This is a genomic window from Thermoactinomyces sp. CICC 23799, assembly GCF_016055145.1.
GTDB classification, from domain to species: domain Bacteria; phylum Bacillota; class Bacilli; order Thermoactinomycetales; family Thermoactinomycetaceae; genus Thermoactinomyces; species Thermoactinomyces intermedius.
Genome location: NZ_JAECVV010000002.1, coordinates 69,870 through 86,245, shown reverse-complemented (window position 1 = coordinate 86,245; position 16,376 = coordinate 69,870). Strand labels below are relative to the sequence as shown.

The following is a 16,376-nucleotide window of genomic DNA, read 5'->3' as shown; positions in this document are numbered from 1 at the left end:
ATAGGGGGAGAATGAATGTCAGCAACAAAACGCAGCCTTTTCACCTCTGAATCCGTCACGGTCGGCCACCCGGACAAAATTTGCGATCAAATTTCCGATGCCATTTTGGATGCCATCCTGGAAAAAGATCCAAATGCACGGGTTGCTTGTGAAACTTCAGTGACCACCGGTTTGGTGTTGGTCAGTGGTGAAATCACAACTTCTTGCTATGTCGATATTCCCAAAATCGTCCGTCAAACGATTAAAGATATCGGCTATACCCGGGCAAAATACGGTTTCGATTCCGAAACTTGCGCCGTGCTTACCTCCATTGACGAACAGTCGCCCGATATTGCCATGGGCGTCGATGTGGCCCTTGAAAAAAGGGAGGGCTCCATGACCGAAGAAGAAATTGAAGCCATTGGGGCCGGCGACCAAGGGATCATGTTCGGGTTTGCATGCAACGAAACGGAAGAATTGATGCCGCTGCCCATTTCGCTTGCACACAAACTGGCCCGTCGCTTGCATGAAGTCCGGGTGGACGGCACGCTTCCATACCTTCGTCCGGATGGAAAAACCCAAGTGACGATTGAGTATGAGGATGATAAACCGGTCCGGATCGACACCATTGTTGTATCCACACAGCATGCGGATCATGTTACATTGGAACAGATTAAAAAAGATCTGATGGAACATGTGATTCTTCCGGTCGTTCCGGGCGAAATGTTTGACGAGCGAACCAAAACCTTCATTAATCCGACCGGCCGTTTTGTCATCGGGGGTCCGCAAGGGGATGCCGGACTGACCGGACGGAAGATTATCGTGGATACTTACGGCGGATATGCCCGGCACGGCGGCGGGGCATTTTCCGGTAAAGATCCGACAAAAGTGGACCGTTCCGGAGCTTATGCGGCACGTTACGTGGCGAAAAACATTGTCGCCGCCGGACTCGCCGACAAATGTGAAGTACAGCTGGCTTATGCCATCGGAGTGGCCCGTCCGGTTTCCATTCGTGTGGACACTTTCGGCACGGGAAAAGTGGATGAAGAAACGCTGGTAAAACTGGTGGAAAAACATTTCGACCTTCGCCCGGCCGGCATTATCCGGCAACTTGATTTGCGTCGCCCGATTTACCGTCAGACAGCCGCATACGGTCATTTTGGGCGCACCGATGTCGACTTGCCTTGGGAGCGCACCGACCTAGCGGACGTGTTGAAGAAAGAAGCCGGATTATAATAAAGAACGGAAAAGAGTTTGTGACCGTCAGGCACAAGCTCTTTTCTTTATGGATTTTAAAAAACCGCCCGCTTTGGCTGTTTGGTTCAGGCATACAAGGGAACGGCCGGCCGGTGATGAAAAAAATGGGCGTTCTCTTTTGAAGTGAAGGATTGTCTTTAAATGATGGACATCTTATTTCATCTTGATTTTATTCATGGTAAAATTTAAATAGAGGCAATATTGCGAGAAAGAGGCGATTCCCTTGGAGAAACAGCGGGCCGAAGTAGAAGAAAATATCGAAATTTCACAACATCCTTCTCCGATCCGGATCATGATAGCCGATCAGGACACCCGGTTTCGTGACCGGCTCAAAGAGGCCTTAAAGCGGGAAAGCGATATGATGCTCGTTGGCGAAACATCCGAAGGGAACGAGGTTCCTTTGGCCTGTGGAACATTGAACCCGCATGTTGTCGTCATGAATTTATACCTGCCGCGGGTGGACGGAGTGGAAGTCACCTACCGGCTTTGGAAAATGAGCCCGCAGACAAAGATTATGATTTTATCCGATCATGCCGATCCCTATGTGTTGGAAACGATTCGTTCCGGAGCGTCCGGTTTCCTGTTGAAAGATACCGAAATCCGGACGATGGTCGATGCGATCCGTGTCATTGCCCACGGAGGCGTCTATATTCATCCCGTCATGATGGGCAGTCTGGTCAATGAATTGCGCAGATTGAGCCGTATGGAAGGGACGATTTATTATCATTACCGGACGGTTCCCAAGGTCTCCTGGAGAGAAGTTTTGACTGAAAGAGAAATGGAATTTTTAAGACTATTGGCACAGGGAAAAAATAACCGGACGATCAGTGAGCATCTTTACATCAGCGAAAAGACGGTTAAAAACCATGTGAGTAATATCTTGTATAAATTGAATGTTCAGGATCGGACGCAAGCGGTGTTGATGGCGATGAGATACGGATGGGTTCAATTGATATGACGAATATCCCGTAATGGTCACAGTCCCTGCCTTTTTGCCATACGATGCTTTTTGAGGAGGGGCGTTTGGTATGGGAGAATGGATTTTGTGGAGCGTTTTTTTGTACATTGCCCTCTATTTCCTGGTGAAGGGTCTTTCTTTGAACCGGACCGGCGTTCTCATTGACCGTAAACCAGCAACGGGTTTCTTCCCGGATCGAAGCCCTTCTTGAGCACCAGGAAAAAAGGGTTTTGGTCTGGGCTGTCACCGGAGCCGGAAAGACCGAAATCATGTTTCCGGTGATTCAAAAATGGCTGGATCGCGGGAAAAGAATTTTATGGGCGACGCCGCGCAAAGATGTCGTGTTGGAGTTGTACCCCCGGGTGCGGGAATTTTTTCCGGCAACGGTTGCTTTGTACGGGGGATCCCCGCACCGGTGGCTTTCTTCCCCGCTTGTTCTGGTCACTTGCCATCAGGTGTGGCGTCATCATCATGCGTTTGATTTGATGATCATTGATGAGGTGGATGCTTTTCCGCTTTATGGCGATCCGGCGTTGGAAAGCGGATTGAACCGGGCGATGGCCCCGGATGGGCAACAAGTCTTGTTAACCGCGACACCGCCGGTTTATTGGCAGGACTCCGCGAAAAGGGGGCGTCTGGCCGCCGTGATGTTGCCGGCCCGGTATCACGGACATCCGCTTCCGCTTCCAAAGCTGTTTTTGGAGAGCCGGTTATGGACGAAAATCAGCAAAGGGAAGTCCGTCGCCGTCTTGACCCGTTTTTTGCAACAACTGGATGAATGCCGGGGACAAGCTCTCATTTTTGTGCCCAGGGTCCGGGATGTCCGCTTGGTGCTTTTATGGTTAAAGAAAAATGCCCCATCCCGTTTCGCCAGAGCCGGGGGTGTTCATGCCCGCGATCCTTTCCGTGAGCAAAAGATCCGGGAATTCCGCGAAGGAAAGTGGAACGTTTTGGTGACCACCACCATTTTGGAACGGGGCGTGACCGTTCCGCGTTGCCATGTGCTGGTCATGGGAGGAGATCATCCGGTTTTTGACGAAGCAACCCTCGTGCAAATCGCCGGCCGCGTCGGGAGAAATGCCGGGTACCAAAAGGGAGTGGTTTGGTTTTTGTCAGAGGAAAAAACCATGGCGCAAAAACAAGCGTTGAAAAAAATAAAGTGGCTGAATCATTTTGCTGAAAAAGAAGGATTTTGCTGAAAAAGGAGCGTATAATCAGAGGTGAAGTGGTGGTCATCTCTGTTTCCGGCTTTTCGTACTTGCTGGTTTTGCTCGTCTCCTGTGCAAGGGACACTCCCTGTGTCGGTATCGGATCACATCTGTCCGGTTTGTCTGGAGCAAGCGGAAATGCTGCAAAAACCGTTTTGTTCCATTTGCATGAGTCCCGGGATATTCAACGGGGAGATTTGCGGAGATTGTCTGCGGGTCCCTCCCGGTGAACGGGTCGTGAATCGCAGCGCTGTTTCCTATTCCCCTTTGGTCCGGGAATGGATATGGACATTGAAATATGGCGGCAAGGAAAGCCTGGCGGTGCCGATGGGAAAGTGGATGGCGGAAGTGGTCCGGGAACACTACGGGAGAAAAGCCGTTTCGGTGATCACATATGTTCCGATGCATGGCGAAAGGCAAAAACAGCGGGGCTTTAATCAAGCGGAACGATTGGCATTGACCATCGGGAAAAAATTGTGGATCCCGGTACGTCCTTTATTGAAAAGGGTAAAGGAAACCACTCCGCAAAGCAGGCGTACTCGCCGTGAGCGGCTTCATTCCATAAATGGCGTTTTTCAGTTGGCGGATCAAAGGCAAGCGGAAAAGGGCCGGAAACGGTCCGTGTTGATCGTGGATGATGTTTACACCACCGGCGCCATGGTCAGAGAGTGTGCAAAAGTTTTGCGGAATGCGGGATTTCAAGAAGTTTTCTCTGTTACATTTGCCAGATAAAGTATTAGAATAGAAAAAAGTGGTCAACTCTTGTAGATAGCAGTGTAAATCAAGTAATCGTGAAGGAGCGTTGAAAAATGAACAAAACGGAATTGGTGGAAAAAGTAGCTGAAAAAACGGGCAAAACGAAGAAAGAGGCAGGAATGATCGTCGACAGCGTTTTGCAAACCATTTCGGAAGCATTGAAAAACGGAGACAAAGTCACACTGATCGGATTCGGAAACTTTGAAGTCCGTGAATACGCGGCACGCAAAGGAAGAAACCCGCAAACCGGAGAAGAAATGTTTATCGAAGCAAGAAAAGCCCCGGCTTTTAAACCCGGAAAACAATTGAAAGAATTGATCAATCAGTAATCCGTCCCTGCTGAATCACCTGAGGCGCTGAGCCCCGGGTGATTTTTTTATTTCCGGTTTCCTGAATTTGCATCCATGTCGAGATTGAATAAATATACATCGATATGTATAATTAAATCAAATCTTTTCAAAGGAAATGATTTCATCTCATTGGTTTTTAGCGGATCAAGGGTTTGGGAAGGGATGTGAAAAAAATGCGTTTTTGCATGATTATACTCTCTTTGGTTTCTTCTTTGGTTCTTTTGGCCGGCTGCGGCAGTCCGGCTGAAAAAGAACATGGCATCAAAGTGGGAACCAATGCCGAATTTCCCCCGTTTGAAAAGTTGGAAGGGAACGGGAAAATCACCGGTTTTGATGCCGAGATTTTGTCGGCTGTGGCCAAAGCGGAAAACCTTTCGTTTGATTTTCAACATACCGGCTGGGATGTCATGTTAAACGGCGTGGCAAGAGGCCGGCTGGATGCAGGGATCTCTGCAATCACCATCACGGAGGAGCGCCAAAAGATTTACGATTTTACGGAACCTTACTTTGAAGCGAAACAAGTGATTCTGGTTCCGTCGGCTTCCCCGGTCAAAACATTGAACGATTTAAAAGGGAAAAAGATCGGGGTGCAATCGTCCACAACGGGGGAACAAGTGGTGCAAAAAGCATTTGGAAACACGTATCCGGGATTGAAACGGTATGACGTGATTTCCTCGGCGGTGGAAGATTTGAAGCTCGGCCGCATTGATGCGGTGGTGGTGGATGAAGCGGTGAATGCGGAATACCTAAAAAAGTTGGGAAAAAGCCAATTCAAAACGGTTCAAGATTCGTCGATGCCGGCGGAATCTTACGGGATCATTGTGAAAAAAGGAAACCGGGAATTGTTGAACAAGTTGAATTCCGGGTTGAAAAAGATTAAACAAAACGGAACTTATGACAAAATTTATGCCAAATATTTTGGGGATAAGTGAACCAAATCTGTGGATAACTTGTGGGTAAGTTGTGAAAAGAGCCTGTTTTTTAATTTGTGGATAATGTGGATAACTATGTGAATAACTGTGGACAGGGAGAAGGAGACTGTGGATAAATGATGGATTGGGATTGGTCGGTTGTCATCGAATATAAAGACTTGTTTATCCAGGGATTGATCACGACCATCGAATTGACTGCGGTGGCGGTGGCCGTCGGATTGGTGATCGGGGTTTTGCTGGGGATAATGTTGATTTCCACGAAGAAATGGCTCAGGATTCCTGCCAGGGTTTATGTCCATCTGTTTCGCGGAACCCCGCTTTTTTTGCAGATTTTGTTTTTCCATTTTGCCGTATTGCCCACGCTGGCGGAAATGTTTTTCATGGATCCGCCCGAAGCTGTCATTTCCGGCTTTGTTGCTTTTTCCATGAATGCCGGAGCATATATTGCGGAGATTTTTCGCGGCGGCATTCAGTCTGTGGATAAAGGGCAGTTGGAGGCAGCCCGTTCGTTGGGCATGACTTATCCACAAGCGATGCGGTTTGTGGTGTTGCCTCAGGCGTTTAAAAACATGTTGCCGCCGCTCGGAAATGAAATGATCACCCTTTTGAAAGACACCTCCTTGGTGACCGTGATTGCCGTCAATGATATTACGTATGCGGCATTCGTGACGGCCAAAAACACGTTTGTCCGCTGGACCCCTTATATCACGGCCGGATTGGTGTATCTCGTGTTGACAACGCTTCTGACGCAATGGGTTTCTTATTTGGAAAAACGGTTTCAGACAAGCAAACGTTAGCGTGGCGAAAGAAATGACGGGCCGGTGTTAGCAGTGGCTTGTTTGTACCGGCCCCGCAGCATGGCATGCACGGGATGCCTGACGGACTTAAACAGATAAGGGATGATGACAGGATGATTCGGGCAGAAAAACTGGATAAATTTTATGGTCAGTATCACGTATTAAAAGAGATTGATTTGGAGATAAATGAAAAAGAACTTGTTTGTGTCATTGGTCCGAGCGGATCAGGCAAAAGCACGTTGTTGCGCTGTTTGAACCGGCTTGAAACCATTACTTCAGGCAAGTTGATCGTAAACGGACAAGATTTGACGCACCCCGGTACCGACGTGAACCGGGTGCGGGCTGAAGTGGGAATGGTGTTTCAGCATTTTGAGCTGTTTCCTCACCTGAGTGTGTTGGAAAACATCACTTTGGCTCCGATTCGTGTCCGGAAGATGAAAAAAGAGGAAATCGAGCCGAAAGCTTATGCGTTATTGGATAAAGTGGGATTAAAGGAAAAAGCGGAAAGTTATCCCGGTGAACTGTCAGGAGGACAAAAACAACGGGTGGCCATTGCCCGGGCACTGGCCATGGAGCCCAAAGTCATGTTGTTTGACGAACCCACTTCCGCCTTGGATCCGGAAATGGTGAAAGAAGTGTTGGAAGTGATGAAGGCCTTGGCCCGGGAAGGGATGACGATGGTCGTCGTCACCCATGAGATGGGATTTGCCCGTGAAGTCAGCGATCGCATCGTCTTTATGGACGAAGGGAGAATCCTGGAGACGGGCAGTCCGGAAGAGATCTTTTTTCATCCCCGGCACGAAAGATTAAAAAATTTTCTCAGCAAGGTTTTGTGATTCAAAAAGGGTCTTCTTGACAGTATTTTTAGACAAATGATATAGTTAAATGGCGTGAGATGTATGTCTTGTGCAATCTGATTGAAGAAGGGAATGTATTTTTCATGCAAGGCAAAGTCAAGTGGTTCAACGCGGAGAAAGGTTACGGCTTCATCGAGCGTGAAGGCGGGGACGATGTGTTTGTCCATTATTCCGCGATTGAAATGGAAGGATTTAAAACATTGGAAGAAGGTCAATTGGTTGAATTTGAAATCGTGGAGGGTTCGCGTGGACCACAGGCTGCGAATGTTGTTAAATTAGGTTAACGTTCAAAATTGAAAATAAAGCTCCCTCGGGGTTTCCTCCGGGGAGCTTTTGTGTTTTCTGTGGCATGCGGCCGGATATTTTTTGAAAATTAAAAACATCCAACATTTCCCTTATATTAATTGTAACAAATACCGGAGGAATTTTTTAAAAATCAGGGAATAGATAAAGTACAAAGCGGAAGGAGGATTTCCCCATGAAATGTATCGTTCGCGGTCACAACTTACAAGTTACAGACGCTTTGAGAGACTTTATCGAACGTAAGTTGAGCAAGTTGGAAAGATACTTTGATCATTCCGCTGAAGTTGAGGCACAAGTTTCCCTGAATGTTTTAAAAGATATGCACAAAGTCGAAGTGACGATCCCGTTTCCGGGACTTTTGGTCCGGGCCGAGGAACTGAGCGAAGATATGTATGCCTCCGTGGATCTGGTCATGGAAAAACTGGAAAGACAGATCCGGAAATACAAAACCAAAGTTAACCGGCGTTCCCGCCGCGAGGCCGGCTTTCGCAACATGTTGAAAGAAAACGCTTCCGAAAAGGAAACCACCATGACCGCATTGACCGATGAAGAAGAAGGGGACGATGAAATTGTCCGGGTGAAAAGGTTTCAACTGAAACCGATGGACACCGAAGAAGCGATTTTGCAAATGGAACTGTTGGGGCACAATTTCTTCGTCTACACCAATGCCGTCACGGATGAAATAAATGTGATCTATCGCCGAAAAGATGGAAAGGTCGGCCTGATTGAACCCGAATAAAAATTCAAACTGCGAAATCATCCCCCCTTGCTTGGGGGGATTGTTGCTTTTATGATGTTTTTATAAAGAGATTGAACTTGGACCATGCTGTGATATGATAACTTCATATTCCATGGGATCTCCCAGTTTTAATTTCAGAGCACGCAGGGGGGTTATCCAATGAAAGTCTTAACAGTGGTTGGAGCAAGACCGCAATTTATCAAGGCAGCACCGGTTTCCCGTGTGATTCGTCGTCATGCTGAAGAAATTCTTGTACATACCGGTCAGCATTATGATCAGTCCATGTCGGATGTGTTTTTTGATGAATTACATATTCCCGTGCCCGAATACCATTTGCATGTCGGCTCCAAATCGCATGGCCGGCAGACCGGTGAAATGTTGGGCAAGATCGAGGAAGTCCTTTTGTCTGAAAAACCGGATTGCGTTTTGGTTTACGGAGATACCAATTCCACCCTGGCCGGGGCGTTGGCGGCTGCCAAGCTTCATATTCCGGTGGCCCATGTGGAAGCAGGGCTGAGAAGTTTTAACAAACGGATGCCGGAAGAGATCAACCGGGTGTTGACCGACCATGTTTCCAAATGGTTGTTTTGTCCCACGAAAACAGCGGTCAACCATTTGCAAACGGAAGGAATCACCGAAGGCGTCCATTTAATCGGCGATGTGATGTTGGATGCCGTGCTTTACAACCGGCGTTTGGCGGAAGAAAAAGCCGGTGCGCTCGAAAAACTCGGATTGGAGCCCGGAAGCTATATTTTGATCACTTTGCACCGGGCGGAAAACACGGATGATCCCGAAAGGCTGCATGAAATTGTAAAAGCGATCAATGAATTGCCGGTGCCGGCTGTTCTCCCGCTTCACCCGAGAACGCGCGGAAAACTGAAAGAGTATGGCTTTGCCATTCAAAACGACCGTGTCCAATGCATTGAACCCGTCGGCTATCTGGATATGTTGCAGCTGGAAGTCAATGCGAAGAAAATTTTAACCGATTCGGGAGGCGTCCAAAAAGAAGCCTTGTTTGCCCGGGTTCCCTGCATTACCATGCGTGATGAAACGGAATGGACCGAGACCGTTGAACTGGGAGCCAATGTATTGGTCGGAGCGGACTCCCGCAAGATTTTGGAAGCCGTTGAACATTTCGAAGTGGACTTTGACAAGGTGGAACCGGTTTTCGGAGACGGACACGCGGCGGAGAAAATTTTGGAACAGTTGGGCAAAGATATAGGATAAGAAGAAATGAAGCCAGTTCTGAAAAAGGAACTGGCTTTTTTATCAACGGTTTTAATCTTGACTATTTTGCGAAAAGGAATCGAAAGGATACCCAACGCAGTGCGATTATGTTACATTGACGATAGTTTATTTCAGACTTTGTAATACAATGACGTTTATATTACAAAAGGAATTGATTTCCTTTTTTCATAAATTAAAAAAGTGAGATACAAGGAAGTGAAGATCGTGCGGATATGGTTAGCGAATCATTATGCAGTTCCACCGAATATTGCAGGCATCACCCGCCACTATGAGCTGGCAAGAGAGTGGGCGGAAGGCGAAGGGGCGGAAGTGACGCTGTTTTTGTCCAAGTTTGTGCACCCCCGCCGGACATTTATCACGGAGGAAGAAAAACGAAACATTGAACCGGTCAAAGGGCTGAAGCTGAAATGGCTGTGGTCCTTCCCGCATAAAACCAACGATTTCAAACGGATTCTCAACATGGGAAGTTTTGCCGCCATCTTTTTTCTGGCCGGTTTGTTCAAAAAGAAGCCGGATGTGTTGATTGCATCTTCCCCCCATTTGTTCACGGCGTTTGCCGGATGGATGCTTTCAAAAGTAAAGCGTTGCCCTTTTGTTTTGGAAGTGCGTGATTTGTGGCCGGATTCGCTGATCAAAATGGGCGGTTTGAACAATCAATGGGTGGTCAGGATTTTGACTTGGATGGAATCGTTTTTGTATGAAAAAGCCGACCAGATTATCGTGTTGACGGAACATCAGCGCAAATTTATCGCAGACAAAGGGTTTGATCCCGATAAAATCCGGTTGATCCCCAACGGCATTGTGGTCGGTTCCTGGAAACCCGATCCGTCCAAACGGGCGGAATTCCGCAAACGGATGGGTGTGAAGGAAGATGAGTTTGTTGCCATTTATACCGGGGCACACGGTCCGGCCAACGCATTGCAACATGTGGTGAAAGCCGGCCGCCATTTAAAACCGGGTGTTTCCATTGTTTTGATCGGAGACGGGCCTGAAAAGGAAAAATTGCTTCGATTGAAAGAAGAAGGCTTGGATAACGTTCATTTGTTGGATCCGGTGCCCAAGTCGGAGATTTTTGACTATACCCAGGCGGCTGACTGCGGAATCATTTCTTTGGCGGACAACGAAGTTTTCCGCGGTGCCAGGCCCAACAAATTGTTTGACTACACCTTCATCGGCCTGCCGATCGTCACCACTGTCGACGGGGAAGTCCGGGAAATTGTGGAAAAGAATCAAGTCGGTTTCTTTGCGGGAGCGGAAAACCCGGAAGGATTGGCTGAAGCCATTGAAAAAGTGCGTTCCCTGTCTTCTGAAGAGCGGGAAGCCATCCGGAAGCGGGGGCGGGAATATATTGACCGGGAAGGGGACCGCAAAAAATTGGCTCGTCGTTTCTACGGATTCTTAAAAGAGCTGGTGAAGTAAAGCGCAATGAAAAAGGGGAAAAAATTTGTTAAACTATACAATATGGATTTGTTTGGATTTCGGCGAATATATAATCCAGCTCAAGGTAGGAGATGATGAAGGTTGTTAAAAACCCTTCGCAAACTGTTTGACAATCAGGAAAGGCAACTGAAAAAGTTTTTTCAGATTGCCGATCAGATTGATGCTTTGGAACCGGATATGCAAAAACTGACCGACGCCCAATTGAGAGAGAAAACGGATGAATTTAAACGGCGTCTCAAGGAAGGAGAAACATTGGACGAACTCCTGCCGGAGGCGTTTGCCGTGGTTCGTGAAGCCGCGCGCCGTGTCTTGAACATGCGTCATTTCCGTGTGCAGCTGGTCGGTGGAATGGTGCTTCATCAGGGCGATATTGCCGAGATGAAGACCGGGGAAGGAAAAACGCTCGTCTCCACACTTCCTGCTTATTTGAATGCTTTGACGGAAAAAGGCGTTCATATTGTCACCGTGAATGATTACCTGGCCAAACGGGACCGTGAATGGATGGGGCAGGTGTTTGAATTTTTGGGCCTCACCGTCGGGCTGAATCTGCCCCACATGTCGCCGGAAGAGAAAAGAGCCGCCTATCAGGCGGATATTACTTTTGGAACGAACAATGAATTCGGATTTGATTATTTGCGGGACAATATGGTGATGTATCCGGAGCAGTTGACGCAACGCGAACTGCATTATGCCATTATCGACGAGGTCGACAGCATTTTGATCGACGAAGCGAGAACGCCTTTGATTATCAGCGGGCAAGCCAATAAGGCCACCGATTTGTATTACACGGCAGACAAAGTGGTGCGCCGCCTGAAACCGGAAGAAGACTTTACGGTGGATATCAAAACGAAGCAAGTGACGTTAACCGAAGACGGCGTGAAGAAAGTGGAGAACTTCCTCGGAATCGACAACCTTTATGACATGAAGCACATCATGTTGAACCACCACATCCAGCAAGCGTTGAAAGCCCATGTTCTCATGAAACGGGACGAAGATTACGTGGTGAATGAAGACGGCGTGGTCATCGTGGATGAATTTACCGGCCGCTTGATGTACGGAAGGCGATACAGCGACGGCCTGCACCAGGCGATTGAGGCCAAAGAAGGCTTGCAGGTTCAACGGGAGAGCATGACCCTGGCCACCATCACCTTGCAAAACTATTTCCGGATGTATGAAAAATTGTCCGGAATGACCGGAACGGCCAAAACCGAAGAAGAAGAGTTCCGCAAAATTTACAACATGGATGTTTTGCAAATTCCTACCAACCGCCCTATGATCCGGGAAGATTACTCCGATGTGCTGTACAAAACGGAAGAAGCGAAAATGAAGGCCGTGGTGGAGGAAATTGAAAAATGCCACCAAAAAGGCCAGCCGGTGTTGGTGGGAACGGTGTCCATCGAAAAATCAGAGCGTTTGTCCCGGATGCTGAAGCGAAAAGGGATTCCCCATCAGGTGCTGAATGCGAAAAACCATGAACGGGAAGCGGAAATCATTGCACAGGCCGGGCAAAAAGGAGCCGTCACCATTGCCACCAACATGGCCGGGCGCGGAACCGACATTGTTTTGGGAGAAGGAGTCGCCGAGCTGGGCGGTTTGCATGTGATCGGAACGGAACGCCATGAAAGCCGGCGGATTGACAACCAGCTCAGGGGACGTTCTGGACGTCAGGGCGATCCCGGTTCTTCCCGGTTCTTCCTTTCCCTGAATGATGATTTGATGCGCCGGTTCGGGGCGGAAAATCTGGAAGGAATGTTGAATAAACTGCCCGATGACGAACCGATCCGGGGGAAATTGTTCACCAAAGCGGTGGCCAATGCCCAGCGGAAAGTGGAAGCGAACAACTTCGATGCGCGCCGGTGGGTTTTGCAATATGACGATGTGTTGAACCAGCAACGGGAAATCATTTATAAACAACGCCGTGAAGTGTTAACCAGCCGGGATTTAAAAGATGTTGTCCTCGGCATGGCCAAATCCACCATCGAAAGAGTGGTCAAGGCCCATACGGCCGATGACCTGGAGGAAGAATGGGATTTCGATGCCATCCTTGATTTCGTCGAATCCAATCTGCTCCCGGAAGGCAGGATCTCCATCGATGAGTTGGAAAAATTGGATCCGGAAGAAATGATCGAATATATTTATGACGAAGTCGTAAGATATTATGAAGAACGCAAAAAGGAAATGGGCGAAGAAAGGCTCAATGAATTTGCGAAAGTGGTGACCTTGCGGACGGTTGACCGGAAATGGATGGATCACATTGATGCGATGGAACAATTGCGGCAAGGCATTCATTTGCGGGCGTACGGACAGGACAATCCCCTCCGGGCTTACCAATTTGAAGGTTTTGCCATGTTTGAGGAAATGGTGAGCGAAATTCAGGAGGAAGTTGTTCGTTATGTGATGAAATCGGTCATCGATGAAAAAGAAGAAATTGAACGGGAGGAAGTCGCTGTCAACACCAAGGCGGTTTCCGGCCAGGAACAGAGCGGGACGGTATCGAAGAAGCAACCGGTTCGCCGGAGCGAAAAAGTGGGGCGGAATGATCCCTGCCCTTGCGGCAGCGGAAAGAAATACAAAAACTGCTGCTTAAAAAATGAAAAATCTGTTTCGGTTCAATGAAAGAGCTCAGGGAACCCTGAGCCTTCCCTTTTCCAATCCGTTTTTTTGGAATAAGATATGTCATGAGGTGATAGGTATGGAAATCCATGAAATGAAACAAGCGCTTGAAAATACAGCCGGGAAACTGGCGGACATCAGGAGGTCTCTTTGACTTCGATCAGAAGAAAGCGCGTTTGAAAGAACTGGAAAACCAAATGTCTCTTCCCGACTTTTGGGATGATCAGGAATCAGCCCAAAAAGTGATCGGCGAAATGAAACAATTGAAAGAACAGATCGAGAAAATGGAAGAGCTGGATGAAGCCTTTGAGGAACAGCAATTGATGCTCGAATTGTTGCAGGAAGAAGGGGGAGACCCTTCCATGGAGAAAGAATTGGAAAGCGGAATCCGTTCCTTGCAAAAAGAGATCGACAATTTCGAGCTGACAGTCATGCTCAGTGAACCGTATGACCGCAACTCGGCGATTTTACAACTGCACCCGGGGGCAGGCGGAACCGAATCGCAGGATTGGGCGGACATGCTGCTCCGTATGTACACCCGTTGGGCGGAAGACCATGGATACAAAGTGGAAACATTGGATTATCTCGCAGGGGATGAAGCCGGGATAAAAAGTGTGACGTTGCTGATCAAAGGAAATTATGCTTACGGGTATTTGAAAGCGGAAAAAGGCATTCACCGTTTGGTGCGTATTTCGCCTTTTGATTCCTCCGGCCGCCGCCACACTTCGTTTGTGTCGGTTGAAGTGATGCCGGAGATTGACAATGATATCGAAATTGAAATCCGGCAGGAAGACCTGAAAATTGACACCTACCGTTCCAGCGGTGCCGGGGGCCAGCATGTGAATACGACGGATTCAGCCGTCCGGATCACCCATATTCCAACCGGCATTGTGGTCACTTGCCAGTCGGAACGCTCTCAGATCAAAAACCGCGACCGGGCGATGAAAATTTTAAAAGCCCGTTTGTACGAGCGGCAGTTGGAAGAGCAACAAAAAGAATTGCAATCGCTGAAAGGGGAACAGAGTGAGATTGGATGGGGAAATCAGATCCGTTCTTATGTGTTCCATCCTTACAGCATGGTGAAAGACCACCGGACGCAAGTGGAAGTGGGCAACGTGCAAGCCGTGATGGACGGGGAAATCGATTCGTTTATCGAAGCGTATTTGCGTCAGCAATTAAATCAGAAATCCTAGAGAAAAAAATCAACAACCAGGGAGGGCGGGAAAATGTCCGACTGGAAATATTTAAACGTGGAGTTTGAGGGGAATACGGCGGTTCTGACGATTTCACGGGAAAAGGTTTTAAATGCGCTGAATCAGGATCTGTTAAACGAATTGGAAGAAGCGATTGCGTCCGTTGAACAATCGGAAGACGTCCGGGCATTGGTGATTACGGGAGCAGGGGAAAAAGCTTTTGTTGCTGGGGCCGACATCAAAGAGTTGCGCGAAATCTCCCGGCCGGATCAGGCTGAAGCCAAAGCCAAAAGAGGACAGGCCTTGTTCAACCGGATTGAAGAATTGAACATCCCGGTGATCATGGCCGTCAACGGATTTGCCTTGGGCGGAGGTTTGGAATTGGCACTCAGCGGGGATATTATTCTTGCGTCGGACAATGCGAAATTCGGGCAACCCGAAGTCAACCTGGGAGTCATCCCCGGTTACGGGGGAACGCAGCGTTTGGCCCGCTTGATCGGCAAGCAAGCTGCCAAATACCTTTGCATGACCGGGGAAATGATTTCCGCTGAGGAAGCCCGGCGGTTGGGAATTGTTTATCAGGTGTTCCCTTCCGACCAGTTGTTGCCCAAAGCAAAAGAGTTGGCTCAATTATTGGCCAAAAAGGCCCCGCTGGCCGTCCGTTTTGTGAAAAAAGCAATCAATCAGGGAGCAGAAGCGGATCTCCGGTCCGGCTTGCAAATGGAAGCCGCGTACTTCGGTTTGTCCTTCGCCACCGAAGATCGTGTGGAAGGCATGGATGCTTTTCTTGAAAAAAGAGAGCCCCTGTTTAAAGGGAAATAAACATTGGCGGGCCGGCAAACAAAGCCGGCCTTCTCATTACATAGTCATGTTGGGGGAGCAGAGAAAAGAGGAGGTCGTCTTATGGATATGATCATGGAAAATCCCGTCTTGTGGGGAACCGTGTTTGCTGTTGCGCTGATTGTCATCATATCGGTCATCAGCATTATCGTCTCGAAGAAAAGAAAAAAAGAAGTGGAAGAGATCGAAAGAATGTTTCCGGATGGAAACATGTCCAGCGAAGATGTGCAGATTTCCATGGAACGGTTTAAGCGCGAAAGGCAAAAAAGAAAACAAAAGCCCCACATCCATCGTGAACGGCCGACGGAAGCACATCCGGATGAAGACAAGGAAATCGTTGTGCGGAATCCTGAGGAGCTCCAAAAAAGAAGAGCCAACACCAAGCCCGACGCCAAACCCGGTACCCAATCCAACACCAGCCGTCCCAACGGGAAGAAGCGTGTCAACGCAAAGGCCAATCCGGTTGCTTCCGAAGAAAAGATTCCATCCAAAGACGATGGCACCGCTTCCAAAACGTCAGAGAAGAAATCCGAACAACCGGGTGTCAAAGGCAAACAAAGTTTGTTGAAATCCAAGTCGGAAGAAGTGTCCGGCCAAACCCTGACATTAAATAAAAAAACGCAAAAACCGAAAAAAAACCGGGAAGACGAAGAGAAGGCGGCGGACGAAAAGCAACAGGAAGCAATGGATAAAAAGGCAAACCGCCGTTTGTACAAAAGAAGTTTGTTAAAGCCGGAAAAAAGCGGGGAATCAACGAAAGATCCGGGGGAACACCCGAAAGCCAGCTTACTCGGCTCGCAAGCACCCGGCCATAATCAAGAGGAAGAGGAACAAGACCAAAAGAAAACGCCCTCCCGGGCCAAGCATTATGCGGGGAAAAGCCTGTTTTCCAAAAAGAACAAGTAG

Annotated in this window: 16 protein-coding genes; all 16 read left to right on the top strand. The window is 48.3% G+C overall.

The window, feature by feature from the left end:
- The first annotated feature begins 15 nt into the window (after window positions 1-15).
- The 16 genes from metK (at window position 16) to I8U21_RS02775 (ending at window position 16,376) form a co-directional block, all read left to right on the top strand.
- Entirely contained in the window at window positions 16-1,215 is a 1,200-nt protein-coding gene (metK, locus tag I8U21_RS02850) for a methionine adenosyltransferase (RefSeq protein ID WP_181731350.1), read from the top strand.
- A 244-nt stretch (window positions 1,216-1,459) separates the two neighbouring features.
- A complete protein-coding gene (locus I8U21_RS02845) occupies window positions 1,460-2,194 on the top strand; it encodes a response regulator transcription factor (RefSeq protein ID WP_232337462.1) in 735 nt (244 codons plus the stop codon).
- A 161-nt stretch (window positions 2,195-2,355) separates the two neighbouring features.
- Window positions 2,356-3,393: a DEAD/DEAH box helicase gene (locus tag I8U21_RS02840; RefSeq protein ID WP_198053230.1), complete on the top strand. Its 1,038-nt coding sequence runs from the start codon at window positions 2,356-2,358 to the stop codon at window positions 3,391-3,393.
- A gap of 21 nt (window positions 3,394-3,414) precedes the next feature.
- Window positions 3,415-4,134, top strand: coding sequence for a ComFC family protein (locus I8U21_RS02835; RefSeq protein WP_370527015.1), 720 nt, complete (start codon window positions 3,415-3,417; stop codon window positions 4,132-4,134).
- A 77-nt stretch (window positions 4,135-4,211) separates the two neighbouring features.
- The gene (locus I8U21_RS02830; RefSeq protein ID WP_037997689.1) at window positions 4,212-4,487 is read left to right on the top strand and encodes an HU family DNA-binding protein; all 276 of its coding nucleotides are present in this window, start codon (window positions 4,212-4,214) and stop codon (window positions 4,485-4,487) included.
- 194 nt (window positions 4,488-4,681) lie between these two features.
- Complete coding sequence (locus I8U21_RS02825) at window positions 4,682-5,440, top strand: basic amino acid ABC transporter substrate-binding protein (protein WP_198053228.1); 759 nt, start codon at window positions 4,682-4,684, stop codon at window positions 5,438-5,440.
- A gap of 116 nt (window positions 5,441-5,556) precedes the next feature.
- Complete coding sequence (locus I8U21_RS02820) at window positions 5,557-6,237, top strand: amino acid ABC transporter permease (protein ID WP_232337460.1); 681 nt, start codon at window positions 5,557-5,559, stop codon at window positions 6,235-6,237.
- A gap of 113 nt (window positions 6,238-6,350) precedes the next feature.
- Window positions 6,351-7,073 carry an amino acid ABC transporter ATP-binding protein gene (locus tag I8U21_RS02815; RefSeq protein WP_181731357.1) on the top strand — a complete coding sequence of 241 codons (723 nt, stop codon included), beginning with the start codon at window positions 6,351-6,353 and terminating at the stop codon, window positions 7,071-7,073.
- A 104-nt stretch (window positions 7,074-7,177) separates the two neighbouring features.
- Entirely contained in the window at window positions 7,178-7,378 is a 201-nt protein-coding gene (locus tag I8U21_RS02810) for a cold shock domain-containing protein (RefSeq protein WP_037997728.1), read from the top strand.
- Between the two features lie 194 nt (window positions 7,379-7,572).
- Window positions 7,573-8,136 carry a ribosome hibernation-promoting factor, HPF/YfiA family gene (gene hpf / locus I8U21_RS02805; protein WP_198053227.1) on the top strand — a complete coding sequence of 188 codons (564 nt, stop codon included), beginning with the start codon at window positions 7,573-7,575 and terminating at the stop codon, window positions 8,134-8,136.
- A gap of 159 nt (window positions 8,137-8,295) precedes the next feature.
- On the top strand, window positions 8,296-9,363 hold the full coding sequence (gene wecB / locus I8U21_RS02800; protein ID WP_198053226.1) for a non-hydrolyzing UDP-N-acetylglucosamine 2-epimerase: 1,068 nt from the start codon (window positions 8,296-8,298) through the stop codon (window positions 9,361-9,363).
- Between the two features lie 225 nt (window positions 9,364-9,588).
- The gene (locus tag I8U21_RS15250; RefSeq protein ID WP_198053225.1) at window positions 9,589-10,803 is read left to right on the top strand and encodes a glycosyltransferase family 4 protein; all 1,215 of its coding nucleotides are present in this window, start codon (window positions 9,589-9,591) and stop codon (window positions 10,801-10,803) included.
- 102 nt (window positions 10,804-10,905) lie between these two features.
- Entirely contained in the window at window positions 10,906-13,440 is a 2,535-nt protein-coding gene (gene secA / locus I8U21_RS02790) for a preprotein translocase subunit SecA (RefSeq protein WP_198053224.1), read from the top strand.
- 76 nt (window positions 13,441-13,516) lie between these two features.
- A protein-coding gene (gene prfB / locus I8U21_RS02785) for a peptide chain release factor 2 (RefSeq protein WP_198053223.1) occupies window positions 13,517-14,630 on the top strand; the annotation gives its coding sequence in 2 pieces (ribosomal slippage) (window positions 13,517-13,588 and window positions 13,590-14,630; 1,113 coding nt in all).
- Between the two features lie 33 nt (window positions 14,631-14,663).
- Complete coding sequence (locus I8U21_RS02780; protein ID WP_181731363.1) at window positions 14,664-15,452, top strand: enoyl-CoA hydratase/isomerase family protein; 789 nt, start codon at window positions 14,664-14,666, stop codon at window positions 15,450-15,452.
- An 81-nt stretch (window positions 15,453-15,533) separates the two neighbouring features.
- Window positions 15,534-16,376 (top strand): hypothetical protein, encoded by an 843-nt coding sequence (locus I8U21_RS02775; RefSeq protein ID WP_198053222.1) that lies wholly within the window; start codon window positions 15,534-15,536, stop codon window positions 16,374-16,376.